Origin of the sequence: Tepidiphilus sp. J10 (assembly GCF_006980785.1) — a bacterium.
GTDB classification, from domain to species: domain Bacteria; phylum Pseudomonadota; class Gammaproteobacteria; order Burkholderiales; family Rhodocyclaceae; genus Tepidiphilus; species Tepidiphilus olei.
Window position 1 is genome coordinate 312,605 of sequence record NZ_SBHP01000001.1, and the last position, 22,686, is coordinate 335,290.

Here is a 22,686-nt window from a genome sequence, read left to right on the forward strand (position 1 = left end):
TCATCAACGAAAACGTTTCCTTTCCCCCCAGAGAAGCACAATGGACCTCCAACTTCCGCCCACCTTGCGCCAATTGCGCGTGGCCTGCTCCCAGTGCAACCTGATGGAACTGTGCCTGCCGGTCGGGCTGAGCGAAGAAGACGTGGCCCGCATCGAAGAGCTCGTTGGCACGCGCCGCAAGCTGCGGCGCCATCAGTCCCTCTACGAGGCGCGCATGCCGTTTCAGGCGCTCTATGCCATCCGCGCCGGTTCGTTCAAGACCACCATCGTGCTCGAGGATGGCCGAGAGCAGGTCACCGGGTTCCAGATGACCGGTGAGCTGCTGGGCTTGGACGGCATCAGCACGGGGCAGCACGTCGTCAGCGCCATCGCACTCGAAGACAGCGAAGCCTGTGTGATCGAATACGCCCGCCTCGAAGCGCTCGCACGCGAGATCCAGGGGCTACAGGCGCAGTTTCACAAGGTACTCTCGCGCGAGATCGTACGCGAACAAAGCGTCATGATGCTGCTCGGCACCATGCGCGCCGAAGAGCGCCTGGCCGCATTCCTGCTCAACCTGGCGCAGCGCTTCGCCGCCCGCGGTTTCTCGGGCACGGAATTTCGGCTGCGGATGACGCGCGAAGAAATCGGCTCCTACCTCGGGCTCAAACTCGAGACGGTCTCCCGCACCCTATCCCACTTTCAAGAAGAAGGGCTCATCGAGGTGCAGCACAAGAACATCCGGCTGCGCGATCGGGAGCGCCTGCGTGGTCTCATCCAGGCGCCCCTGTCTCACTAAACACGAACCGGCGCGCCGTCAGCGCTCGAGGACGTAGCTTCCCGGCGCCTTTCCGAGTGAAGGCACGCTCGCCGGGTCCTTCGGCGCCACCAGTTCGCCCGCCTGCGGTCTGAGCCAGGCGACCCAATCGTCCCACCAGCTGTTGGGATGCTCGGGTGCCGACTTGAGCCAGGAATCGGCTCGCGGCACCGGATCGCCGACGTCGCTCACCCAGTACTTGCGCTTTGGTGGATCTTTCGGCGGGTTGACGATACCCAGGATGTGACCCGAGCTCGACAGCACATAGCGCCGCGGCCCGCGCACGTGCCGCAGTAGCTTGAAAGTCTGCTGCCAGGGGGCAATGTGATCGTCTTCGGTGCCCACGGCATAGACCGGCTGCACGATCTGGCGCAGATCCACGGGAACGCCCGCCAGGGTCAGCGCATCGGGCTGGATGAGGCGATTGTTGAGATAGAGCTCGCGCAGATACCAGCAGTGCATCTTCGCCGGCATGCGCGTCGGATCCATGTTCCAGTAGAGCACGTCGAACGGCGCCGGCTCCTCGCCATAGAGCCAGCCATGCACGATGTAACGCCAGATGAGGCTGTTGGAGCGCAACAAGCGAAACGCCTCGGCCATGTCTTCACCGCGCAAGTAGCCATCGATCTGCATCTTGCGGCAGAGAAAATCGACGGTGGCTGGATCGATGAAGACTTCGATGTCGCCCGGAGCCGAAAAATCGACGAGCGTGGTGAGAAACGTCGCGTTTGCCACGGGCGAAGCCTCGACGCCCACCCTGCGGTTGATCACCGAGAGATAGGACGCCAGCGCGGTGCCACCGATGCAATAGCCCACGGCATTGACCTTGTCGGCACCGGTGATCGAACGTGCCGTCTCCACCAGCACGTCGATGCCATGGGTGAGATAGTCGTCGAACGTCGTATCGGCCATCTCGCGCGTGGGGTTCTTCCAGCTGATGATGAAGACCTCGAACCCTTGGTCGCAGAGATACTTCACCATGCTCTTGTCGGGCGTGAGATCGAGCACGTAGAACTTGTTGATCCACGGAGGAACGATCACGATGGGGCGCCGACGCACCTGAGGCTGGGTCGGTGTATAACGGATGATCTCCACCAGCCAATTGCGATGCACCACGTCCCCGGGTGTGGTGGCCAGATTCACCCCGACGTGGAAATCATCGGGCCGGGTCATCCGTACCATGCCGGCGGCCATGTCAGAGAGAAAATTTTTGTAGCCTTCGAGCAGACTCAGACCACTGGTTTCCACGGCGAGCTGGCGCGCCTTGGGGTTGGTCCAGAAGAAATTGGTGGGGGCAAGCGCATTGACGAACTCGCCGGTCCAAAAAACGGCGCGCCGCCGCTCCCGCTCGTCCAGTCCCGGAGTCTGGCGCACCATCTCGACCAAGGACTGCCCCCAGCCGAGGTAGCTCTGCTGTAGCCCCGACCACCAAACCGATTCGGTCCATGCGGGGTGATCCCAACGGATGTCATAAGGTTCGGGCACGAAGGGGGGCTCGACTTCCTGACCCGAGAGCCGCTGCGCGATGTAGCGCACCAGCGCTACGTTGCGCTTGCCCAGCTCGATCTCCTTCGACCACAGCGCCACCGGATGTAATGCCCACAGCACCTGAGCATGCAGAATGGGGGCGACGTTGCCCAACGGATCGAAAGTTCCCTCCATTGCCCGATGCATGATTTCGGCCACCTGTTCGGGAGTCTCCTCGATACGATGCGCGACCTCCCAATTCGAGTCCTGACGCGAATTTCGTGCCCTTGCCTTGCTCCTGGCCATGAAGACCTCCTCGTTGTCAAGAATCCTGCCACCTTTGACCGCGAACCGCTACCTCGACGTGGGTCCAGCCGAGCGTATCGCGTACCGTCTGCGCGAACGCCTGTGACTGGTTCACTTCACCATGGGTGACGAAACACTGCTGAGGGGGGCGGCGGAATCCCCGCAGCCAGGCAAGCAGCCCTAGGCGGTCGGCATGCGCCGACATGCTTCCTATCGTATGCAGACCAGCACGAACCGGGATTCGTTCCCCGAAAATCGTCACCTGCTGCGCTCCATCGACGAGACGCCGCCCCAGGGTACCCATCGCCTGGAAGCCGGCAATGACGATGGCGCATTCTGGACGGGGTAGATTGTATTTTAGGTGATATTTGATGCGACCGGCCTCGCACATGCCACTGGCCGAAATGATGACCAAGCCCGAGCGCACGTTGTTGAGCGCCATCGATTCCTCCACGCTCGCCGTGAAACGCACGTGAAAACGGTCGCGGTGCCGTTGCATCCAGGCGAAGAGTTTGCGGCTGGGCTCATCCCACAAATCGAGGTGCCGCGCCGAGATCTTGCTCGCCTCGGTCGCCATGGGCGAGTCGACCACCACGTTGAGCGAACCCAAACGACCTCGCCGAACCAGATCGGCCAATACGAGGATCATCTCCTGGGTACGGCCAACGGCAAACGATGGAATCACGACGTTGCCCCGAGGCAAAGTCTCCCGTAATACCGTCTCCAGCTCGGCGACCGAGTCGTCCCAAGGGCGATGCTCCCGATCGCCATACGTCGACTCCACCCAGACGACGTCGGCGTCAGGAATCAGCGTTGGGTCGCGCACCAAAGGGCGTCCCGGCATGCCCAGATCTCCACTGAAGACCCAACGCCGGCGCACACCATCGACCCGCTCGAGCTCCAGCTCGACGATGGCCGAACCCAGGATGTGACCAGCATCATGAAATCGCGCCCGTACGCCCTGCATCACGGGAAACCAGCGACCATAATCGTGCCGTCTCAACCAGCGCAGGCTCTCCTTCGCCTGGACCACCGTGTAGAGCGGCGCATCGGTTAGCAGCAAACGACGTCGAGTGCGATGCGACTGCTTGGATAGCCATTCCCACTCCTTTTCCTGGATGTAGGCGCTGTCGAGCAGCATCACTTCCAGCAGGTCGGCCGTGGCTTCGGTGACGTGCACCGGTGCCCGTGCGCCGAGGGCTACCAGTCGCGGTAGCAGGCCGGAGTGATCGAGATGCGCATGAGAAAGGATCACGGCCTGCAATGCCCAGGGATCGAAAGGAAACGCCTCGAGGTTCTTACGCTTGGCTTCACGCCCACCCTGGAACATACCGCACTCGACGAGAAAATTCCCCTCGGGTGCGCTCACGTGGAAGCATGAACCGGTAACTTCCTGCACCCCGCCCAAAAAACGCACTTCGGGCGCCGCAGGAGCAAGTCGATCTTCGAACCGGGACGGGCGGTGCGGGCTCGGGCCGCGAACTGCATCTTTCCCCTCGTGCTTTGGCCACTTCCCCTGCGCGCGCCCCGTTCGAACCATCTTGCACCCCACCTGCCTGTGGTTATAATGAAACAATGTTACCTCACCCAAGGAAGGAGCGACGATGTTCAAGCACATCCTAGTGCCGACGGACGGTTCGGATCTGTCGCGTAGCGCCTGCGAGCGCGCCGTCGCCTTTGCCAAGAGCATCGGCGCAAAGATCACTTTTTTCTATGCCCAGCCCGACTTTCCCCTACCAGTCTATGGTGAAGGCGCCCTGATCGATCCGACCACCCCGGATCAATTCCGCCGCGCAGCCAAGGAAGAAGCAGATCGCATCCTTGCGGAGGCCAAAGCGTTGGCGGACAAAGAGAATGTTCCCTGCGAAACCGACACCATCGTCAGTGACACCCCCTGGGAGGCGATCATCGATTGCGCTCAGCGACACGGCTGCGACCTCATCTTCATGGCCTCGCACGGACGGCGCGGCCTGGCAGGATTGCTGCTGGGCAGCGAAACGCAAAAAGTGCTCACCCACAGCAAGTTGCCGGTGCTCGTCTTTCGCTGAAACCAGGCACACGGGCGCGCAAGGAACCGCCAAGCGACGGCGCCGTCCGCGGTGCCCAAAGAAAAAAGGCCGCTGTCGCGGCCTTCGATTCGATCTAGGAAGAATGTTGCCGCCGTTGCTGCCCCGCAGAGGAGGCAGCATTTTTTTCCTCCTCCTGGATCTGCCGCGTGACGTAGCGGTAGATGTAGACCGCCATCACGATGATGAAGGCGATGGTAAAAAGGCTCAACCAGCCGATTCCCGAAGAAAGCAATTCTCGTAATGCGTCGGACATGACACGTCCTCCTTAGTCTGCTGCAGGCACGAACGGTTCGATTCTCACCTCGCTCTCTGTGGGCACATACACGGTCCCGTTCAGGCGCCACTCTCGGGACTCATCTTCGATCTGTACCAGCCAACGACCGGCATTGATGGGTTGGATCGGAGCGACATAGCGCCCCTGGTCGCGGACCAGGCGCACTACCTGGTCCATTCCGGAACGGGTGGGGTGGGTCAGGGTCACCACGAGGAAGGGAGGCTTGGCCTTGGCGCGCTCCTCGTCGAAGCGCAGCCATAGCCGCTCCGCGTCCATGCCCACATAAGCGACGAGGCCGAGCTCACCCGCTTTGAGCGAGCGGTCCAAGGTTTGGCGAATCGCCAACCCCTCTTTGTAATAGTCGTCGGTAACCAAACCGTCCCAGGTCGCGATCGCGATCCACAAAGTGGCGAACCCCGCCACGACCGCCACGGCCGGCGGCAACATGAGCAACCAAGGCCACTTTTGACGATACCAAGGTAGCGTCTGAGAACTGTTCCGTGAAGAAATCCGTGCTTCCATCGTTTCTCACTCCGGCATGATGAAAGTGGCCAGTTCCCGCGTCACGTTCTCGGGCTCATCCACCACCTTGATTTCGAAATAGATTTTGTGTGTTCCTGCATCCACCGCCCCGGCCGGGACGCGAACTTGAACCGTCAGCGGGAAAATGCTCACCGCGGGCACGTCGAATTCCTTGGGCCCTTCCATGACGATATTGGGCAGCCCCCCTACAGAGAGCGTGAAACGGCGAGGCCGCTCCACCATGTTCATGATGTTGAGCGTATAGACGTTCTCGATCCAACCACCGCGAACCTCCCGTGCGAGCGAGGCGCGATCCCGTATGACGTCTACGCGCACGTCGGGGCGTGTGGCGATTTTCCAGAAAAGCACCGAAGCCACGACGATGAGAATGACGCCGTAGATGAGCACTCGCGGCCGCAGAGCGCGCCGGAAGGTCCGTGCCCGATCCCAGTGATTCTTCATCGCGTTCTCGGTGGTGTAACGGATGAGACCGCGGGGATAGCCCATCTTGTCCATCACTTGGTTGCAGGCATCGATGCAGGCGGCACAGGCGATACATTCGTACTGCAGGCCATTGCGGATGTCGATGCCCGTAGGGCAGACCTGCACACAGATGCCGCAATCGATGCAATCCCCCAAGCCCAAAGAACGGGGATCGACCCCTTTCTTACGCGGCCCACGCGGTTCGCCGCGCTCGGCATCGTAGGTGATGATGAGGGTGTCCGGATCGAACATCACGCCCTGGAAACGCGCGTAGGGGCACATGTATTTGCAGACTTGCTCGCGCAGCACCCCTGCGAGCAGAAAAGTGAATCCAGCGTAGAAAAAGATCCAGAAGGTTTCCCAGGGGCCGAAGCTGAACGTCTGCAAAGACTGCCACAATTCTTTTTGCGGCGTGAAGTAGCTCACCAGCGTAAAGCCGGTGAAGAGCGAGAAGACGATCCATATGGCGTATTTGGTGCTGCGCTTGACAATCTTCTCCACCGTCCAGGGCGAGGCGTCGAGTTTGCGCCGTTTGACGTGATCACCCTCGATCTTCTCTTCGAACCACATGAAGATCTCGGTATAGACGGTTTGCGGACAGGTATAGCCACACCACACCCGCCCCGCCACGGCACTGAAGAAAAAGAGCGCATAGGCCGAGAGAATCAGGATGAGCGAGAGATAGAAGACGTCCTGGGGCCAGAACACCCACCCGAACAAGTAGAACTTGCGCTCTACCAGGTGAAAGAGCACCGCCTGACGGTCGTTCCAGGTGAGCCACGGAAAACCGTAGAAGATCGCCTGCGTGAGGAAGACGAAAAACCACCGCAGCCGCTGGAAAGGGCCCGTGGTGGATCGCACGTAGAGCTTCTTGCGTTTGGCGTAGAGAGAGGACGGCACCTCGTCGGCGCCGTTGGATCTCTCCTTGGCGGACATCGCGGAAGTTTTCAGTGGCTCGTTCATGTAGAGATGGGCTCGTCGTTGTGAATCCGCACGGCGAAAGCGATCGTTGCTCGTGCGGCAAGACGCGGCGAGGCGCATGGCGCCCGCCGCGATCCCACGGTACTACCCTACAGCATCACTGCTTGTTGCTCAACCCCCACACGTAGGCGGTAAGGATATGGACCTTGTCTTCACCCAGGAATTCCCCGAACGCCGGCATACGGTTCTGGATGCCGTTGGTCACGATGGCGATGATCTGGGCTTCGGACGAACCCCACAGCCAGATGTCGTCGGTGAGGTTGGGCGCTCCCAGCAGCGGATTGCCCTTGGCGTCCGGTCCATGGCACACGGCACAGTTCTCGGCGAACACCGTTGCCCCACGCTCGGCCCGTGGCGCATCATGCGACAGCCCCGAGAGCGAGCGCACGTAGTGGGCGACGTCGCGGATCTGCTCCTCGGAGAGGATGTCCTTGAACGGCGTCATCACCCCGATACGCCCTTGAGCGATGGTCGTCTTGATGTACTCGGGCGAACCATCCCCACCGAGCCAGTCGTTGTCGGTGAGATTGGGGAAGCCCTTGGCGCCTCGTGCGTCCGCGCCGTGGCACTGCATGCAGTAGGTTTGAAACAGCCGCTTGCCCATGGCCATCGCTTCGGGGTCGGCCGCCACCGCCTTGACGTCCATGTTGCGATACTTGGCAAACTTCGGACCGTACTGCTCGTCGGCCCGTTTCATCTCCTGCTCCCACTGACCGACCGAAGTCCACTTGGCGATCCCCGGAAAGGCGCCAAAACCAGGGTAGATGATGAGATAGGCGATGCCGAAGAAAATGGTGATCCAATACAGATACATCCACCAACGCGGCAAGGGGTTGTTCCATTCCTGCAGCGTCTCGTCCCACTTGTGCGGCTGTAGCTCTCCGACCTTGCCGCTGACGCGCATGTTCAGCATGATGATGACGATGCAGAACACGAAACTGACGGCGACCAACACCATCACGTACATGTTCCAGAATCCACTCACGAAGTCAGCCATTTTATTTCCCTTCCGTGTGATCGTTGGCGAGCATCGGTTCGTCGTCCTCGAGGAACGGCAGGCGCGAGGCCTCTTCGAACCCCGGTTTGGCAGCACGGCTATAGGCCCACACGCAGATTCCGAGGAAACAGAGGAAGGCTGCCACCGTTACCGCACTACGCAGGTCGTTGATGTCCATCACGCCCTCCTTTCACTCATTGGAAATTGGACAACGCCCGACCGAGACCCTGCAGATAGGCCACCAGTGCTTCCATCTCCGTCTTGCCTTCGAGCATGGCCGGGGCCTGCGCGATCTCCTCGTCGGTATAGGGATGTCCCAAGGTACGGAGCGCTTTCATCTTGCCCTGAATGGCATTGATGTCGCGCTGGCTGATGGGCCGATCGAGCCACGGGAAAGCAGGCATGTTGGACTCGGGCACCACGTCACGCGGATTGCGTAGGTGCGCGATATGCCAGGTGTCCGAATAACGCCCCCCGACACGGTGCAGGTCGGGACCCGTGCGCTTGGAACCCCACTGGAAGGGACGATCGTAGATGTACTCGCCCGCCACCGAGTAGTGACCATAGCGCTCGGTCTCGGCACGGAAGGGACGAATCATCTGCGAATGGCAGTTGTAACAGCCCTCGCGGATATAGATGTCGCGGCCGGTGAGGCGCAGCGCATCGTAGGGTTTCACGTCGAGCGGGTTGCCCTGCCGGTCGATCGGCTTGGTGGTCGAATGCTGGAAGAAGAGTGGCACGATCTCCACCAATCCTCCGACACTCACCACCAACAAGGTCGCCACGATGAGCAGCGTCACGCTGCGTTCAATGAGCTCGTGCTTGGAATTCGCCATGATTCATTCTCCCTCAGGCATGAGCCGGAGCCAGCACCGGCGCATCGACGGGTTTGGCGCCCGCGACGGTCTTGAATACGTTGTAGGCCATCAGCAGCATTCCGACCAGGAAGAGCAGCCCACCGAGCACCCGGATGGTCCAGAACGGATAGGAGGCTTTCACCGATTCGACGAAGGCATAGGTGAGCGTGCCGTCCACGTTGGTGGCGCGCCACATCAGACCCTGCATCACCCCGGAGATCCACATCGAGGCGATGTAGAGCACGATGCCAATCGTCGCGATCCAGAAGTGCGCCGTGACCAGATCACGCGAATACATCTCGACTTTGCCGTAGAGCCGCGGGACCAGATAGTAGAGCGAGCCGATGGAAACCATCGCCACCCAGCCGAGCGCACCGGAGTGCACGTGGCCCACCGTCCAGTCGGTGTAGTGCGACAAGGCGTTGACCGTCTTCACCGACATCATCGGCCCTTCGAAGGTGGACATACCGTAGAAGGAGAGCGACACGATGAGGAACTTCAGGATCGGGTCGTCACGCAGCTTGTGCCAGGCACCGGAGAGCGTCATGATGCCGTTGATCATCCCGCCCCAGGAAGGCGCGAGCAGGATCAGCGAAAAGATCATGCCGAGCGATTGGGTCCAGTCGGGCAGCGCCGTGTAGTGCAGGTGGTGCGGACCGGCCCACATGTAGGTGAAGATGAGGGCCCAGAAGTGCACCACGGAGAGCCGATAGGAATACACCGGACGGCCGGCCTGCTTGGGAACGAAGTAGTACATCATGCCCAGGAACCCGGCAGTGAGGAAGAAGCCCACGGCGTTGTGACCATACCACCACTGCACCATGGCATCCTGCGCCCCGGCGTAGGCCGAATAGGATTTCGGCGTGAGGATACCCGCTTCGAACACGGGCATGGCCATGCTATTGACCACGTGCAGCAGCGCCACGGCGATGATGAAGGCGCCATAGAACCAGTTGGCGACGTAGATGTGGCTCACCTTGCGCTGAGCGATGGTGCCGAAGAACACCACGGCGTACGCCACCCATACGAGGGTGATGAGGATGTCGATCGGCCACTCGAGCTCGGCGTATTCCTTACCGGTGGTGAAGCCCAGCGGCAAGGACAGCGCCGCGAGCACGATCACGAGCTGCCAACCCCAGAAGGTGAAAGCCGCCAGGCCCGGCGCGAAGAGCCGGGTATGGCAGGTGCGTTGCACCACGTAGTAGGACGTAGCGAAGAGCGCCGAGCCGCCGAAGGCGAAAATCACCGCATTCGTGTGCAGCGGACGCAACCGCCCGAAATGGAACCACTCGCCGAGCTGCGGGAAATTGAGCTGCGGCCAGACCAGCTGGGCGGCGATCAACACCCCGACCAGCATCCCTACGATGCCCCACACCACTGCCATGATGGCGAACTGGCGTACGACTTTGTAGTTATAAGTCGCTTCCGTTTGCATGGTCACCTCTCCAATGAGAACTTACCGAAATCACCCCGGCGCGTCCGCCGACTGCGACAAGCGGTAGGATACGCCGCGCGAGCAAAGCCGTGTTGACTTCGGTCAACATTTTAGTCGATGACGTAACAAACTCGACGAAACGTGGCCGGAGAAAGAAAAAAAGGGCACGCGCCTGCGTGCCCCAACCCCAACAGAGAGACAGGGAACCCAAAAAGGCTTGGACTCGCACCCAAACCGGAGTCGATTCTATCCCTTATCAATCCAGAGGTTTTTGATGCACGTCAAAGAAACTCATCGTTCATCGACATTTCCACCCGACTTGCCGATATCATGGTCCGAGGCAGCCGTCGCTTTTTCAGTCGCCTCGTCGCGGTCCTCGAAGAGCACGCGGTAGGCCGGCCCCTGGAGATCGTCGAACTGTCCACTCCTGACCGACCACCAGAAGACGAGTCCGATGACGAACACGAGCACGACCGACAAGGGGATCAGGATATAGAGGCTTTCCATCGTCTCAGAGCCTATGGAGCGCGTTGCAGGCGCAGTGCGTTGAGCACGACACCCAAGGAGCTCGCCGCCATTCCCAGACCCGCCATCCACGGCGTCACCCAGCCGGCCATGGCAAAGGGAATGGCGAGAAGGTTGTAAGTGAACGCCCAGCGATGGTTCTGCGCCACGACCACGAGCGTGCGGCGTGCATGGCGTACGGCGCGTGCGACGCCCGAGAGATCGCTGCCAAGCAGCACGACATCGGCGTTGAGTCGGGCAAGATCCGCCCCTTCGCCCATGGCCACCGACACGTGTGCCCCCGCCAGCACCGGAGCGTCGTTGACCCCGTCGCCGACCATGGCGACCACGCTCCCTGGCCGTGCCATCACTTCCCGCAAGGCCTCGATCTTGCCCTCGGGAGTGAGCGCGGCGCGTGCCGAGTCGATGCCGAGGGCTCGTGCAACATGGAAGACGATCTCGGGCGCGTCTCCGGACAAGAGATGCGTACGCACGCCGAGCGCATGAAGCTCCTGCACCAGGGCCGGAGCTTCGTCGCGCACGACGTCGGTCAAACCGAAAAGCGCCATCCAGCCCGTTTCGTCGGCCAGCGCCACCCAGGTAAGCGTCGGATCGATGTCGCTCCCTGCTTGCGCCAGGGGAGGCAAGGAAAACCGTTCGGCGACCCATTCGGGGCGGCCGATCCGCACCCGACGTCCGCCGATGCTGGCGCTCAAACCTTGGCCGGTGACCACTTCCAGCGCTTCGAGCGAAACGTCCATGGGCGTCACGTCGGCGAAAGCGCGGGCGATCGGATGTTCGCTCGCCGCCTCCAGCGCCGCAGCCAGCGCCAGCGATTGCTGCGCGTCATGTCCGGAGAGCGGGAGCACCTTGGCCACAGCCAGCTGCCCCCGCGTGAGTGTACCGGTCTTGTCGAACGCAATGTCGGTGAGCCGAGCCAAAGTCTCGATGGCATGTCCGCGCGTTACCAGTACCCCCGAGCGCATCAAGGCATCGGTGGCCGCGGTCAAGGCCACGGGAGTGGCCAAGGACAGGGCGCAGGGACAAGCGACGACGAGTACCGAGACGACGATGGGAACGATGCGAGCCGGATCGAGCCAGCTCCAAAGCACGGCGGTGAGCAACGCCAATGCCAGCACGGCCACGATGAAGAGGCCGGCGTAGCGCTCGGCGAGCGTGGAGATTGCGGGCTTTTCGCTTTGAGCCCGCTCCATGGTGCGACGGATGGTCGCGAGCCTGGTTTCTTCGCCGACCCGCTCCACGGCGATTTCGAGCACCCCACCTCCGTTTAGACTGCCGCCGAGTACCCTATCCCCTTCGCTCTTGGGAATGGGGCGACTCTCTCCCGTAAGGATGGCTTCGCTCACTTCGCCGCACCCCGACAGGATCCGCCCGTCGACCGGGATGGTCTGTCCAGGACGTACGCGGATACGATCGCCCGGCGCGAGCCGTGCCACCGGCACACGCTGCCAAATCCCTGCTTCCAGACGTTCGGCCACGGCAGGAATGACGCGGGCGACCTCCTCCAGCCCGCGCACCGCCCGCTGACGGGCGAGCATTTCGAGGAATCTCCCACCCAGCAGAAAAAAGGCGAACATCGCCACCGAGTCGAAATAAACCTCCGCCCCGTCGGTGAGGGTAAACCATAGACTGGCCAAAAAAGCCACGCCGATGCCCAAGGCCACCGGCACATCCATCCCGACACGCCGCAGTCGCAGATCGCGCCAGGCATTGGCAAAAAAAGGGCCGCAGGAGTAGAACACCACGGGCAGGGTCAGCACGAGGCTCGCCCAGCGCAACAAGCGCTCGATGTCGGCCGGCATCTCGCCCTCGCCCGCCAAGTAGGTGGGGATGGCGTACATCATGACCTGCATCGAGGCAAAGCCGGCCACGAACACGCGCCAGAGCATGGATCGCCGCTCGCGCTGCGCAACCTCTTCGGCTTTCTTCGGATCGAAAGGGTAGGCGCGATAGCCGATTTCGGCGATTGCCTTGAGGATACGCGACAGGCTCGTACGCTCAGGATCCCAGCGCACCAGCGCGCGGCGGGTGGCGTAATTGATCTCGACGTGGGTGACGCCGGGCTGGCGGCGCAGGTGCTGCTCGTTGAGCCAGACGCAGGCTGCGCAGGTGATGCCCTCGAGGATGAGGGTGACCTCGCGCTCGTGCTCGCCCACCGCCCGTGAGACCTGCTCGGTGAGTTCGGGCAGATCGAAGGATTCGAGTTCTCGCACCACCTCGGGCAAGGCTTCGCGCACCGGCTCGGGCATGGCATCGCGGTGGCGGTAATAGTCGCCCAGGCCGTTGTCGACGATGGCCTGCGCCACGGCCACGCAGCCGGCGCAACACATGCGCCGCGCCCGCCCGTCGATCACCACGGAAAAATGCGTCTGCGGCGGAATCGGCAGGCCGCAGTGATAGCAGCCTTCTTCTGCGACGACCGCCGCGCTCCCGGCTTGCTCCCAGGTGCTCTCGTTCATCCCCACCTTCGTTCGTCTCCGCCGCGGCTCACTTTGCCCCCATGCGAATGGCGCCGTCGAGGCGGATCACTTCTCCATTGAGATAGACGTTCTCGACGATGTGCCGCACCAAAGCAGCATATTCGGCCGGACGCCCCATGCGCGGCGGGAAGGGCACCATCTTGCCCAAGGACTCCTGCACTTCGGCTGGCATCCCTAGCAACATGGGCGTTTCCATGATTCCCGGCGCGATGGCCATCACCCGAATCCCCCAGCGGGCCAATTCACGCGCCGCAGGCAAGGTGAGCGATACCACCCCTCCCTTCGAGGCGGCATAGGCCGCCTGTCCGATCTGACCGTCGAAAGCGGCCACGGAGGCCGTGTTGACGATGACGCCGCGCTCTCCCTCGGCGTTGGGTTCGTTGGCACTCATGCGGGCAGCGGCCAAGCGCATCAGGTTGAAGGTGCCGATGAGGTTGATCTGGATCGTTCGGGCGAACGAATCCAGCCGGTGTGGCCCTTCCTTGCCGACGATCTTCTCGGCCGGAGCGACGCCGGCGCAATTGACCAGCACGTCGAGCCGGCCGAATCGTTCCACTGCGGCAGCCACGGCCGCTTGCGCACTCGCTTCGTCGGTGACGTCGGTGCGCACGAAATGCGCGTTACTGCCCAGCTCGGCAGCCAGCGCCGCACCCTTCGCCTCGTCTTGATCAGCAAGTACGGCCCTGCCGCCGCCAGTCACGACCATGCGAGCCGTGGCCGCCCCCAGCCCGGAGGCGCCGCCGGTGATGAGAAACACTCCTCCTTCGATCTGCATCGCTCCCCCTTCATCGTTCGTCGATTCTTGCCTCGTGCCTTACACAGAGAAAGACTGCCCGCAGCCGCAGGTGGTGGTCGCATTGGGGTTGCGGATCACGAACTGGGCCCCCTCGATCCCTTCCACGTAGTCGATCTCGGCGCCGACCAGATATTGGTAACTCATGGAATCGATGAGCAGCGTCACTCCGCCCTTTTCGATCACGGCATCGTCTTCGGCCACTTCCTCGTCGAAGGTGAAACCGTACTGAAATCCGGAACAGCCACCGCCGGTCACGAACACGCGCAGCTTGAGCGCCGGATTACCCTCTTCTTCGATCAGCTCGCGGACCTTGGCGGCGGCACTGTCGGTAAAAACGAGTACGTCGTCGGTCTGGGTTTCGGTCGTCATGATATGGGCTCCTCGTCAGGGTCGTCGCAGAGGCGACGTGGTTATGGACCGGAAAGGGCGCTCGCCGTTCCCGTGAGTTCAAGGGCTCACCGGCACGAGGTCCAGCCCCGTGGTCTCCGGAAAACCGAACATCAGGTTCATGTTCTGCACCGCCTGCCCCGCCGCACCTTTCACGAGATTGTCGATCACGGAAAGAACGACGACGATCTCGCCCCCCTGAGGCCGATGGACGGCGATGCGGCACACGTTGCTCGCACGCACCGAACGCGTCTCCGGATGCGAACCCGCCGGCAGCACGTCCACGAAGGGCTCTCCGGCATAACGCTCGGCGAAGAGCGATTGCACGTCGAGCGATGGATTGGTGAGCCGCGCATAGAGAGTGGCATGGATGCCGCGGATCATGGGCGTGAGGTGCGGCACGAAGGTCAATTCCACCGGCAGGCCGCGGGCGATGCGCTGCAGCCCCTGCCGAATCTCGGGCAGATGGCGATGCCCGGCCACCCCATAGGCCTTGAAGTTGTCCGCCGCTTCGGCAAAGAGCGTATGGACTTCGGCCTTGCGCCCGGCGCCGGAGACGCCAGACTTGCAATCGGCCACCAGCCAGTCACGGGCCACGGCATTCACCTCGAGCAGCGGCAGAAAGCCGAGTTGCACCGCCGTGGGATAGCAACCGGGGTTGGCCACCAGACGCGCCCGGGCGATCGCCTCGCGCTCAACTTCCGGCAAACCGTAGACGGCTTCCTCGAGGAGTTCGGGCGCAGCGTGCGTCATGCCATACCAGCGCTCCCATTGGTCGGCATCGGCCAGGCGAAAATCGGCCGAGAGGTCGATGAGGCGCACCCCGGCGTCCAACAGCCGCCGTGCCTCTTTCATGGCCACGCCATTCGGGGTGGCAAAGAAGACGAGGTCGCAACGATCGAGTCTTGCCTCGTCCGGCGTCGAGAAACGCAAATTCACGTGACCCCGCAGGCTGGGAAACATCTCGGACACCGGCATGCCGGCCTCGGTGCGCGAGGTGATCGCCTCGAGCGACACCTCGGGATGGCGGCTGAGCAGACGCAACAACTCCACCCCCGTATAACCTGTGCCACCGACCACGCCAACCTTGATCATCGTTTCGCCTCCTTGAGATCACAGCGTGCAATTATCGCCCGAGAACGCCGAAAATCGAGCGCGATGAAACGGCAAAAGCCACCTCGAGGGTGGCTTTGCAGAATGCTGCCCGGACGAAAACGATCAGCGTTTGGAGAACTGCTTGGCGCGACGGGCTTTGCGCAGACCGACTTTCTTCCGTTCGACCTCACGCGCGTCGCGAGTGACAAAACCGGCCGCCCGCAGCTGCGCCTTCCACTCGGGATTGTAGTCGATGAGCGCCCGGGTGATGCCATGGCGCACCGCGCCGGCCTGACCGGATTCACCGCCGCCGTCGACGTTGACCATGATGTCGAAGCGATTCTCGACTTCGAGCAGGCGCAGCGGCTGCCGTACGATCATGCGCCCCGTCTCGCGAGAAAAAAATTCGTCGAGCGGCTTACCATTGACCACGATGTTGCCGGAGCCCGGCTTGATGAACACACGAGCAACCGCTTCCTTGCGCCGCCCCGTTCCGTAATTGTACGACACCGCCATCACTGACTCCTCAGATTTCCAGCACTTTGGGCTGCTGCGCGGCATGGGGATGCTCGGCGCCGGCGTAGCACTTGAGCTTTTTCAGCATCGCATAGCCGAGTGGCCCTTTGGGCAGCATACCCTTGACCGCCTTCTCGAGCACACGCTCGGGATGGCGCTGCAGCAGTTTCTCGAACGTGGTCTCGTAGATACCGCCCGGATAGCCGGAATGGCGGTAGTATTTCTTGTCGGCAGCTTTGTTGCCCGTGACACGAATCTTATCGACGTTGACGACGACGATGTAATCACCGGTATCGACGTGGGGCGTATAGATCGCCTTGTGCTTGCCGCGCAAACGGCGGGCGATCTCGGCCGCGAGCCGACCCAGTACCTTACCCGACGCATCGACGACGAACCAGTCACGCTTGACTTCGTGTGGCTTGGCGGAGAACGTTTTCATGCGTATCCTCGATCATCTCAGGCCCGAGTCCGGCCCTTCTGGAAAGCAGGGGATGTTAGCGTAAAAGCAGCGCCTTTGTCAATCTCGAGCCGAAAAAAAACGCCGCCTCGAAGAGGCGGCGTTCAATCCACACCAAAGGAGGAGGGTGGAGGAGACACCGGTCGAACCACACGAGTCGTGATCCGTTGCTGCGTATACTAGTGACACCCGGCAAAAAAAGCAAGAAAAAAATGGCGCACTGCACAATAAACTTTTAGATCGCAAAATCAAACTCGTTTATCCGCAAATCCCCTACAATTCTGCATTGCGCCAACCACGAGGGAAGATCAACATGGAATGCACGGTTCGCTGGATCGAGGGCCGCACGTTTCTGGCAGAAACAGGATCGGGACATTTGGTGGCGATGGACGGAGCCCCGGAGGCAGGCGGCCGCAATCTCGCGCCACGCCCCATGGAGCTGCTGCTCGCCGGCGCTGGCGGCTGCACCGCCTTCGACATCGTGATGATCCTGGAGAAAGGACGGCAGGCCGTGAAAGGCTGCGAAGTACGGCTCGAGGCCGAACGCGCTCCCACCGACCCCAAGGTATTCACCCGCATCCGTTTCCATTACGTCGTGCGCGGCCGCGGACTGGACGAGGCGCGTGTGGCACGAGCAGTCCGGCTGTCGGCGGAAAAATACTGCTCGGCCTCGATCATGCTCGGCAAGACCGCCGAACTCGAGCACACTTGGGAAATCGTCGAGGAGGGGTGAACCACCCCGAGACGGCAGGTCAGAGGCGGTAGGCGAGCGTCGTCATCACTTTGGAAGCGAGCCGCATGGCCCCTCGCACCGGCGCCGGCAGCGGTCGCGCACCCAATGACTCGGCGAGTCGAGCATGCCCCGTCTCATCTTCCTTCATCTGTTCGAGAATGGCGCGACTGCGCCGATCCTCTGCCGGCAGCGCCTGCAGATGCCCTTCGAGATGACGCTCGACCTGGCGCTCGGTCTCGGCGAGAAAGCCGAGATTCCAGTCGTCCCCCGCCGCCCCCGCCGCCACGCCGATCGCCAGGGAACCCAGATACCACAAGGGATCGAGCAGGCTGGTTCGCCCGCCGAGCTCGTGCAGACGCGCCTCGGTCCAGGCGAGGTGGTCGACCTCCTCGTCGGAAGCGCGGCGCAACGCCTCGCGGATCGACGGGTCGCGACTGGTGAGCGCCTGCCCCTGGTAGAGTGCTTGGGCGCAGATCTCGCCGGTGTGATCCACTCGCAGCAGGCCTTCCACGTGCCGGCGCTGTGCCTCGTCGAGCGGACCACCCGGCAGGTCGGCCCCGGGCATCGGCCGCGCACCCCTTGCCGGGGCAAAAACGGTGCGCAGGGCGCGATCGAATTCGACGATCGCCCGGTCGAGCGCATCGAGCCGCTCAGCGTCCATGTCGTTCCTCCAGCGCTGAAACCACGGGAAAATCGGGGGGGATCTCCTCGATCAATTCACGGTACTGCGGCTGAGTGTGCGGCGGCGGCACGTCGAGATAGCGCGACAATTCGATGAGGGCAAGCTGGTAGACGCGGCGTTTGAAAGCGATCACCGCATCGAGCGGCACCCAGTACTGCGCCCAGCGCCAGGCGTCGAACTCGGGGTGCGCGGTTGCGCGCAGACAGACGTCGGAATCCCGCCCCACGAGACGCAGCAGGAACCAGATCTGCTTCTGCCCGCGATAGACGTTACGCCACTGGCGCTTCACCCAGCGCCGTGGTACATCATAGCGCAGCCAATCGCGCGTGCGTCCAAGGATGCGGACGTGCTGCGGCAGCAGACCAACCTCTTCGTGCAGCTCGCGGTACATCGCCTCTTCCGGCGTTTCCCCTTTTTTGATCCCGCCTTGTGGAAACTGCCAGGAATGTTCGCGTATACGTTTGCCCCAGAACACCTCATTGCGCGCGTTGACGAGCACGATGCCGACGTTCGGGCGATACCCTTCCCGGTCGAGCATGGTCGTTTCCTCGATTCTTCGTTGCTGCTATTGTTCCATAACGAGGCCATCAAGAAAAGGGACACCGCACCACCCTTCCCCTCGCAACAAGGCAATCGCTTTTACCCAAGGGGGAGTTTGCGCAATGAAGTACGGTACGCGGGAATCCGTTCAGAGGTTTTTCGCCGGGAGCACAGGCTGCGTTTGGGGTACAGGCCGGATCGGTGCGCAGGAGGGCGAGAGCCGGTTTTCGCACGGCCGACGGATTCTGTGAGGCACGACCCTTGCAAACACGACGGTCATCCTCGCGAAACAACGTGACATCCGGGATTCAATGCAAGCGATTCTCGCCCCCAGCGACCGCATGGCGATACCCTGAGCATCGGCCACCGCCTTGGAGGCGAGTATGACGGCCATCCTTCGAGCCACAGACCGCCTTGCCATCGACGGAGACCCACCCCGACACGATACCGATCATCAAAACGATCTCTTCTGAAGCTCGACTCGCAGACCCGCGTATCCGTTGCCCGAAGCAGCCGGCCAAAGAAGGCGTGCGAAAGCATGAAAGCCGCACGATCTTCGCTAAGAGGCTACGATTTCCGCGCGCAACGACCATTGGAGCGATCCAGGCCATCCAAAACATGCCGGCCTATTTCACCCAGCAAAGGTCATGATGGAATCCGTTGGCTCCCCGAGCAGGGCTCGAACCTGCGACCCACGGATTAACAGTCCGTTGCTCTACCGACTGAGCTATCGGGGAAAAGAGCTTCGAATTATAGCGAACAGTCTGCCAGTGTCAAGCAAATCGCACATCTTACGGATGCATCCCTTACGAGCCCCCTTGACAGGTGCGTTTCCAAAGCTATAATTCACGTTCTGCAGGCGCGTAGCTCAGTTGGTTAGAGCACCACCTTGACATGGTGGGGGTCGTTGGTTCGAGTCCAATCGCGCCTACCAGATATCCAGGAGTCTTCCATGAGTCGAACTACCCCGCGCTCTTCCTGACCGCCTCACCGGGGAAGAAGCTCCTGTCCAGAAATGCGGCCCGGTGGCCGCATTTTTTTTGCCTGCGAGACCTGACATGATTCGAATCACTCTGCCCGATGGCTCCGTCAAAGAATTCCCTTCGCCGGTAACGGTACGCGAAGTGGCCGAATCGATCGGCCCGGGCCTGGCCAAGGCTGCGCTTGCCGGCAAGGTCGACGGGCGCCTGGTCGATCTGTCGCACCGTATCGAACGGGATGCCCGTGTCGAGATCATCACCGATCGCAGTCCCGAAGGTTTGGAGATCCTGCGCCACTCGACGGCACATTTGCTCGCGCATGCCGTCAAGGAGCTCTTCCCCGAGGCTCAGGTGACGATCGGGCCGGTGATCGAAAATGGCTTCTATTATGATTTTGCCTACGATCGCCCCTTCACCCCCGAAGATCTGCAGCGCATCGAAGCGCGCATGCGCGAGCTCGCGGCGCAGGCCATCCCCGTCGTGCGCGAGGAGTGGCCGCGGGACAAGGCGATCGAATTCTTCAAATCCCTCGGGGAGCACTACAAGGCCGAGATCATCGCCTCCATCCCCGAAGGAGAGACCATCTCCCTCTATCGGCAGGGTGACTTCATCGACTTGTGTCGCGGTCCGCACGTCCCCTCCACCGACAAACTCCGGGCTTTCAAGCTCACCAAGGTCGCTGGCGCTTATTGGCGGGGCGATGCGCGCAACGAACAACTGCAGCGCATCTACGGCACTGCCTGGCCCGACGAAAAATCACTCCAAGCCTATCTGACCATGCTCGAGGAGGCCGAGAAACGCGATCATCGCCGGCTCGGCCAGCAGCTCGATCTCTTCCATTTCGAAGAGGCCGCCCCGGGTGCCGTCTTCTGGCATCCCAAGGGGTGGCGCATCTTCCAAACCCTCATCCAGTACATGCGCGCGCGTCAGGAGGCGGCCGGCTATGTCGAGGTGAACACCCCCGACGTCATGGACCGCTCGCTGTGGGAGCTCTCCGGGCATTGGCAGAACTATCGCGACCACATGTTCACCACCCAGACCGAGGATGGTCGCGTCTTCGCCTTGAAGCCCATGAACTGTCCCGGGGCGGTGACCATGTTCAAGCATGGGCTGCACAGCTACCGCGATCTGCCCTTGCGCATGGCCGAGTTCGGCAAAGTGCATCGCTACGAACCCTCCGGTGCCCTGCATGGGCTGCTGCGGGTGCGCCACTTCACGCAAGACGATGCGCACATCTTCTGCACCCCCGAGCAGATGGAAGAAGAGTGCCGCACCGTCGTGCGCCTCATCATGGACATCTACAAGGACTTCGGCTTCGAGCAGGTGCGGGTCAAGCTCTCCACCCGTCCCGAGCACCGCATCGGCAGCGACGAGATCTGGGATCGGCTCGAAGGGGCGCTCGCGCAGGCGCTCGAATCCATGGGCATGAGCTATGAGCTCTTCCCCGGTGAGGGCGCTTTCTACGGGCCCAAGCTCGAATTCGTGCTGCGCGATGCCATCGGGCGCGACTGGCAGTGCGGCACCTTGCAAGTCGACATGAACCTGCCCGAGCGTTTCGATCTCAGCTACGTGGCCGAGGACAATACCCGTAAACGACCCGTGATGCTGCATCGGGCGCTCTTCGGCTCGCTCGAGCGCTTCACGGGCATCCTCATCGAGCACTACGCCGGAGCGCTGCCCGCCTGGCTCGCCCCGGTGCAGGCCGTAGTGCTGAGTATCGCCGAGCGTCACGCCGACTATGCGCGACAAGTGGCCGATGCTCTGCGCCGTCAGGGCTTTCGCGTCGAGACCGATTTGCGCAACGAAAAGATAAACTATAAAATCCGCGAGCACAGTGTGCACAAGATCCCTTACCTGCTCGTCGTCGGCGATCAGGAGCGGGAATCGGGTGGGGTGGCAGTCCGCGCCCGCGGTGGCATCAATCTCGGTGCGATGCCATTGGATGATTTCGTCGCGCGCCTGCGCGAGGAGATCGAGCGCAAATTGCCGGCCCCCGCGTCCAGCCAGACATAGGAGAGCAAGACCATCGCACAGGAAAAGAAAGTGCGCGTCAATGAGGAAATCGACGCGCCGCAAGTTCGATTGATCGGAGAGGACGGAGAGCAGTTGGGTATCGTGTCGCTTGCCAAAGCGCTGGCGGTGGCCGAGGAAGCGGGGCTCGATCTCGTCGAGATCGCCCCCATGGCCAATCCGCCCGTGTGCAAGGTGATGGACTACGGCAAGTACCGTTACCAGGAACAGAAAAAAGCGCACGAAGCCCGGCTCAAGCAGAAACAGATCCAGGTCAAGGAAATCAAGCTGCGACCGGGAACCGACGAGAACGACTACCAGATCAAGCTGCGCAATTTGCGCCGTTTTCTCGAAGAAGGGGACAAGGCCAAAGTGACCTTGCGCTTCCGTGGCCGGGAGCTGTCGCACCAGGAACTGGGCATGCGCCAGCTCGAGCGCGTTCGCGAAGATCTGGCCGACGTCGGCGTCGTCGAGCAGATGCCCCGGCTCGAGGGGCGGCAGATGGTGATGATCATCGCACCGAAGAAAAGCAAATAGATGATGGTCTTGCGCGGCGATTCGCGGTAAAATAGAAACTTTCTCGCCGCTGCGGCGGGGAAAAGCGCCGCGGCGGTTCGGCCGCGGTACGCGACAAGTGAAGTCGGGCCCACAAATGCCTCCGCCGGGGGCTGCCTGGCGTCATGTCATAGGAGAGCCTTCATGCCCAAGATGAAAACCAAGAGCGGGGCCGCCAAGCGTTTCAAAGTGCGCTCGAGCGGCAGTATCAAGCGTTCCCAGGCGTTCAAACGCCACATCCTGACGAAGAAAAGCCCCAAGCGCAAGCGTCAGCTGCGAGGCATGGTCGAGGTGCATCCGAGCGACCTGCCTCTCGTCAAGAAGATGATGCCTTACGCCTGATAGGAGAACGATATGCCTCGCGTCAAACGTGGTGTCACCGCCCGTGCCCGCCACAAGAAAGTCCTAGCGCTCGCCAAAGGTTATCGCGGCCGCCGCAAGAACGTCTACCGCATCGCCAAAGAGGCGGTGATGAAGGCCGGCCAATATGCCTATCGCGACCGGCGCCAGCGCAAGCGTCAGTTCCGCGCCCTGTGGATCGCCCGCATCAACGCCGCCGCGCGCGAATGCGGCCTCACCTACAGCGCCTTCATGAACGGGCTCAAGAAAGCCAGCGTCGAGGTCGACCGCAAGGTGCTCGCCGACCTGGCCGTGTTCGACAAACCGGCCTTTGCCGCCCTGGTCGAACGGGCGCGCGCCCAGCTCTCCGCCTGAGCCCACGAAGACGGCAGCAAAAAGGAGGC

At 61.9% G+C, this 22,686-nt stretch carries 25 protein-coding genes and 2 tRNA genes; 8 read left to right on the top strand and 19 right to left on the bottom strand.

Annotation, left to right across the window (positions count from 1 at the left end):
* Positions 1 to 40 precede the first annotated feature (40 nt).
* A complete protein-coding gene (locus EPD81_RS01525; RefSeq protein ID WP_142803670.1) occupies positions 41 to 778 on the top strand; it encodes a helix-turn-helix domain-containing protein in 738 nt (245 codons plus the stop codon).
* Positions 779 to 796: 18 nt separating this feature from the next.
* On the opposite strand, the gene EPD81_RS01530 is transcribed toward EPD81_RS01525, so the two are convergent.
* Entirely contained in the window at positions 797 to 2,470 is a 1,674-nt protein-coding gene (locus EPD81_RS01530) for an alpha/beta hydrolase (RefSeq protein WP_221928946.1), read from the bottom strand.
* Positions 2,471 to 2,585: 115 nt separating this feature from the next.
* Entirely contained in the window at positions 2,586 to 3,986 is a 1,401-nt protein-coding gene (locus EPD81_RS01535; RefSeq protein WP_221929162.1) for an MBL fold metallo-hydrolase RNA specificity domain-containing protein, read from the bottom strand.
* A gap of 187 nt (positions 3,987 to 4,173) precedes the next feature.
* On the opposite strand from EPD81_RS01535, the gene EPD81_RS01540 reads away from it, so the two are divergent.
* A complete protein-coding gene (locus EPD81_RS01540) occupies positions 4,174 to 4,617 on the top strand; it encodes a universal stress protein (RefSeq protein ID WP_142803673.1) in 444 nt (147 codons plus the stop codon).
* Between the two features lie 94 nt (positions 4,618 to 4,711).
* Here EPD81_RS01540 and EPD81_RS01545 read toward each other — a convergent pair whose 3' ends face one another.
* From EPD81_RS01545 to rplM, 14 genes are all read right to left on the bottom strand, one after another.
* Complete coding sequence (locus EPD81_RS01545) at positions 4,712 to 4,891, bottom strand: DUF3149 domain-containing protein (protein ID WP_142803674.1); 180 nt, start codon at positions 4,889 to 4,891, stop codon at positions 4,712 to 4,714.
* Between the two features lie 12 nt (positions 4,892 to 4,903).
* Positions 4,904 to 5,434 carry a FixH family protein gene (locus EPD81_RS01550; RefSeq protein WP_142803675.1) on the bottom strand — a complete coding sequence of 177 codons (531 nt, stop codon included), beginning with the start codon at positions 5,432 to 5,434 and terminating at the stop codon, positions 4,904 to 4,906.
* Between the two features lie 6 nt (positions 5,435 to 5,440).
* Positions 5,441 to 6,880: a cytochrome c oxidase accessory protein CcoG gene (ccoG, locus tag EPD81_RS01555; protein WP_142803676.1), complete on the bottom strand. Its 1,440-nt coding sequence runs from the start codon at positions 6,878 to 6,880 to the stop codon at positions 5,441 to 5,443.
* Between the two features lie 115 nt (positions 6,881 to 6,995).
* Positions 6,996 to 7,895, bottom strand: a complete 900-nt coding sequence (gene ccoP / locus EPD81_RS01560; protein WP_142803677.1) for a cytochrome-c oxidase, cbb3-type subunit III — start codon at positions 7,893 to 7,895, stop codon at positions 6,996 to 6,998.
* Position 7,896: 1 nt separating this feature from the next.
* Positions 7,897 to 8,073, bottom strand: coding sequence for a CcoQ/FixQ family Cbb3-type cytochrome c oxidase assembly chaperone (locus EPD81_RS01565; RefSeq protein WP_142803678.1), 177 nt, complete (start codon positions 8,071 to 8,073; stop codon positions 7,897 to 7,899).
* A gap of 16 nt (positions 8,074 to 8,089) precedes the next feature.
* Complete coding sequence (gene ccoO, locus EPD81_RS01570; protein ID WP_142803679.1) at positions 8,090 to 8,731, bottom strand: cytochrome-c oxidase, cbb3-type subunit II; 642 nt, start codon at positions 8,729 to 8,731, stop codon at positions 8,090 to 8,092.
* A 13-nt stretch (positions 8,732 to 8,744) separates the two neighbouring features.
* Positions 8,745 to 10,187: a cytochrome-c oxidase, cbb3-type subunit I gene (ccoN, locus tag EPD81_RS01575; protein WP_142803680.1), complete on the bottom strand. Its 1,443-nt coding sequence runs from the start codon at positions 10,185 to 10,187 to the stop codon at positions 8,745 to 8,747.
* 291 nt (positions 10,188 to 10,478) lie between these two features.
* On the bottom strand, positions 10,479 to 10,694 hold the full coding sequence (gene ccoS, locus EPD81_RS01580; protein WP_142803681.1) for a cbb3-type cytochrome oxidase assembly protein CcoS: 216 nt from the start codon (positions 10,692 to 10,694) through the stop codon (positions 10,479 to 10,481).
* Between the two features lie 11 nt (positions 10,695 to 10,705).
* Complete coding sequence (locus EPD81_RS01585) at positions 10,706 to 13,171, bottom strand: heavy metal translocating P-type ATPase (RefSeq protein WP_142803682.1); 2,466 nt, start codon at positions 13,169 to 13,171, stop codon at positions 10,706 to 10,708.
* A 28-nt stretch (positions 13,172 to 13,199) separates the two neighbouring features.
* Positions 13,200 to 13,967 (bottom strand): 3-hydroxyacyl-CoA dehydrogenase, encoded by a 768-nt coding sequence (locus tag EPD81_RS01590; RefSeq protein WP_142803683.1) that lies wholly within the window; start codon positions 13,965 to 13,967, stop codon positions 13,200 to 13,202.
* 39 nt (positions 13,968 to 14,006) lie between these two features.
* Positions 14,007 to 14,357, bottom strand: coding sequence for an iron-sulfur cluster insertion protein ErpA (erpA, locus tag EPD81_RS01595; protein WP_142803684.1), 351 nt, complete (start codon positions 14,355 to 14,357; stop codon positions 14,007 to 14,009).
* Between the two features lie 78 nt (positions 14,358 to 14,435).
* On the bottom strand, positions 14,436 to 15,470 hold the full coding sequence (gene argC, locus EPD81_RS01600) for an N-acetyl-gamma-glutamyl-phosphate reductase (protein ID WP_142803685.1): 1,035 nt from the start codon (positions 15,468 to 15,470) through the stop codon (positions 14,436 to 14,438).
* Positions 15,471 to 15,593: 123 nt separating this feature from the next.
* Positions 15,594 to 15,986: a 30S ribosomal protein S9 gene (rpsI, locus tag EPD81_RS01605; RefSeq protein WP_142803686.1), complete on the bottom strand. Its 393-nt coding sequence runs from the start codon at positions 15,984 to 15,986 to the stop codon at positions 15,594 to 15,596.
* 10 nt (positions 15,987 to 15,996) lie between these two features.
* Positions 15,997 to 16,425: a 50S ribosomal protein L13 gene (rplM, locus tag EPD81_RS01610; protein ID WP_142803687.1), complete on the bottom strand. Its 429-nt coding sequence runs from the start codon at positions 16,423 to 16,425 to the stop codon at positions 15,997 to 15,999.
* Positions 16,426 to 16,756: 331 nt separating this feature from the next.
* Between rplM and EPD81_RS01615 the strand changes: the two genes are divergently transcribed.
* Entirely contained in the window at positions 16,757 to 17,176 is a 420-nt protein-coding gene (locus EPD81_RS01615; RefSeq protein ID WP_142803688.1) for an OsmC family protein, read from the top strand.
* 19 nt (positions 17,177 to 17,195) lie between these two features.
* Here the strand turns inward: EPD81_RS01615 and coq7 are convergent, their stop codons facing one another.
* The 3 genes from coq7 to EPD81_RS01630 all read right to left on the bottom strand — a co-directional run bounded on the left by coq7 (position 17,196) and on the right by EPD81_RS01630 (position 19,135).
* Positions 17,196 to 17,837, bottom strand: a complete 642-nt coding sequence (gene coq7, locus EPD81_RS01620; protein ID WP_142803689.1) for a 2-polyprenyl-3-methyl-6-methoxy-1,4-benzoquinone monooxygenase — start codon at positions 17,835 to 17,837, stop codon at positions 17,196 to 17,198.
* Positions 17,827 to 18,396: an RNA pyrophosphohydrolase gene (locus tag EPD81_RS01625; protein WP_142803690.1), complete on the bottom strand. Its 570-nt coding sequence runs from the start codon at positions 18,394 to 18,396 to the stop codon at positions 17,827 to 17,829. The genes coq7 and EPD81_RS01625 overlap by 11 nt, the downstream gene beginning before the upstream one ends.
* A 663-nt stretch (positions 18,397 to 19,059) precedes the next feature.
* A tRNA-Asn gene (locus EPD81_RS01630) sits at positions 19,060 to 19,135 on the bottom strand.
* A 120-nt stretch (positions 19,136 to 19,255) separates the two neighbouring features.
* Here EPD81_RS01630 and EPD81_RS01635 point away from each other — a divergent pair.
* From EPD81_RS01635 to rplT, 5 genes are all read left to right on the top strand, one after another.
* Positions 19,256 to 19,332, top strand: a tRNA-Val gene (locus EPD81_RS01635).
* Between the two features lie 124 nt (positions 19,333 to 19,456).
* Entirely contained in the window at positions 19,457 to 21,391 is a 1,935-nt protein-coding gene (gene thrS / locus EPD81_RS01640; RefSeq protein WP_142803691.1) for a threonine--tRNA ligase, read from the top strand.
* Between the two features lie 12 nt (positions 21,392 to 21,403).
* Positions 21,404 to 21,925, top strand: coding sequence for a translation initiation factor IF-3 (gene infC / locus EPD81_RS01645; protein WP_142803692.1), 522 nt, complete (start codon positions 21,404 to 21,406; stop codon positions 21,923 to 21,925).
* Between the two features lie 162 nt (positions 21,926 to 22,087).
* Positions 22,088 to 22,285 (top strand): 50S ribosomal protein L35, encoded by a 198-nt coding sequence (gene rpmI, locus EPD81_RS01650; protein ID WP_142803693.1) that lies wholly within the window; start codon positions 22,088 to 22,090, stop codon positions 22,283 to 22,285.
* A gap of 12 nt (positions 22,286 to 22,297) precedes the next feature.
* Positions 22,298 to 22,657 carry a 50S ribosomal protein L20 gene (gene rplT, locus EPD81_RS01655; RefSeq protein WP_055424109.1) on the top strand — a complete coding sequence of 120 codons (360 nt, stop codon included), beginning with the start codon at positions 22,298 to 22,300 and terminating at the stop codon, positions 22,655 to 22,657.
* Positions 22,658 to 22,686: the final 29 nt, after the last annotated feature.

Bases quoted from the DNA above. Each gene is read 5' to 3' on its own strand.
- EPD81_RS01525 (WP_142803670.1), top strand. From the start codon at position 41: ATGGACCTCCAACTTCCGCCCACCTTGCGCCAATTGCGCGTGGCCTGC.
- EPD81_RS01530 (WP_221928946.1), bottom strand. From the start codon at position 2,470: ATGCATCGGGCAATGGAGGGAACTTTCGATCCGTTGGGCAACGTCGCC.
- EPD81_RS01540 (WP_142803673.1), top strand. From the start codon at position 4,174: ATGTTCAAGCACATCCTAGTGCCGACGGACGGTTCGGATCTGTCGCGT.
- EPD81_RS01545 (WP_142803674.1), bottom strand. From the start codon at position 4,891: ATGTCCGACGCATTACGAGAATTGCTTTCTTCGGGAATCGGCTGGTTG.
- EPD81_RS01550 (WP_142803675.1), bottom strand. From the start codon at position 5,434: ATGGAAGCACGGATTTCTTCACGGAACAGTTCTCAGACGCTACCTTGG.
- ccoG (WP_142803676.1), bottom strand. From the start codon at position 6,880: ATGAACGAGCCACTGAAAACTTCCGCGATGTCCGCCAAGGAGAGATCC.
- ccoP (WP_142803677.1), bottom strand. From the start codon at position 7,895: ATGGCTGACTTCGTGAGTGGATTCTGGAACATGTACGTGATGGTGTTG.
- EPD81_RS01565 (WP_142803678.1), bottom strand. From the start codon at position 8,073: ATGGACATCAACGACCTGCGTAGTGCGGTAACGGTGGCAGCCTTCCTC.
- ccoO (WP_142803679.1), bottom strand. From the start codon at position 8,731: ATGGCGAATTCCAAGCACGAGCTCATTGAACGCAGCGTGACGCTGCTC.
- ccoN (WP_142803680.1), bottom strand. From the start codon at position 10,187: ATGCAAACGGAAGCGACTTATAACTACAAAGTCGTACGCCAGTTCGCC.
- ccoS (WP_142803681.1), bottom strand. From the start codon at position 10,694: ATGGAAAGCCTCTATATCCTGATCCCCTTGTCGGTCGTGCTCGTGTTC.
- EPD81_RS01585 (WP_142803682.1), bottom strand. From the start codon at position 13,171: ATGAACGAGAGCACCTGGGAGCAAGCCGGGAGCGCGGCGGTCGTCGCA.
- EPD81_RS01590 (WP_142803683.1), bottom strand. From the start codon at position 13,967: ATGCAGATCGAAGGAGGAGTGTTTCTCATCACCGGCGGCGCCTCCGGG.
- erpA (WP_142803684.1), bottom strand. From the start codon at position 14,357: ATGACGACCGAAACCCAGACCGACGACGTACTCGTTTTTACCGACAGT.
- argC (WP_142803685.1), bottom strand. From the start codon at position 15,470: ATGATCAAGGTTGGCGTGGTCGGTGGCACAGGTTATACGGGGGTGGAG.
- rpsI (WP_142803686.1), bottom strand. From the start codon at position 15,986: ATGGCGGTGTCGTACAATTACGGAACGGGGCGGCGCAAGGAAGCGGTT.
- rplM (WP_142803687.1), bottom strand. From the start codon at position 16,425: ATGAAAACGTTCTCCGCCAAGCCACACGAAGTCAAGCGTGACTGGTTC.
- EPD81_RS01615 (WP_142803688.1), top strand. From the start codon at position 16,757: ATGGAATGCACGGTTCGCTGGATCGAGGGCCGCACGTTTCTGGCAGAA.
- coq7 (WP_142803689.1), bottom strand. From the start codon at position 17,837: ATGGACGCTGAGCGGCTCGATGCGCTCGACCGGGCGATCGTCGAATTC.
- EPD81_RS01625 (WP_142803690.1), bottom strand. From the start codon at position 18,396: ATGCTCGACCGGGAAGGGTATCGCCCGAACGTCGGCATCGTGCTCGTC.
- thrS (WP_142803691.1), top strand. From the start codon at position 19,457: ATGATTCGAATCACTCTGCCCGATGGCTCCGTCAAAGAATTCCCTTCG.
- rpmI (WP_142803693.1), top strand. From the start codon at position 22,088: ATGCCCAAGATGAAAACCAAGAGCGGGGCCGCCAAGCGTTTCAAAGTG.
- rplT (WP_055424109.1), top strand. From the start codon at position 22,298: ATGCCTCGCGTCAAACGTGGTGTCACCGCCCGTGCCCGCCACAAGAAA.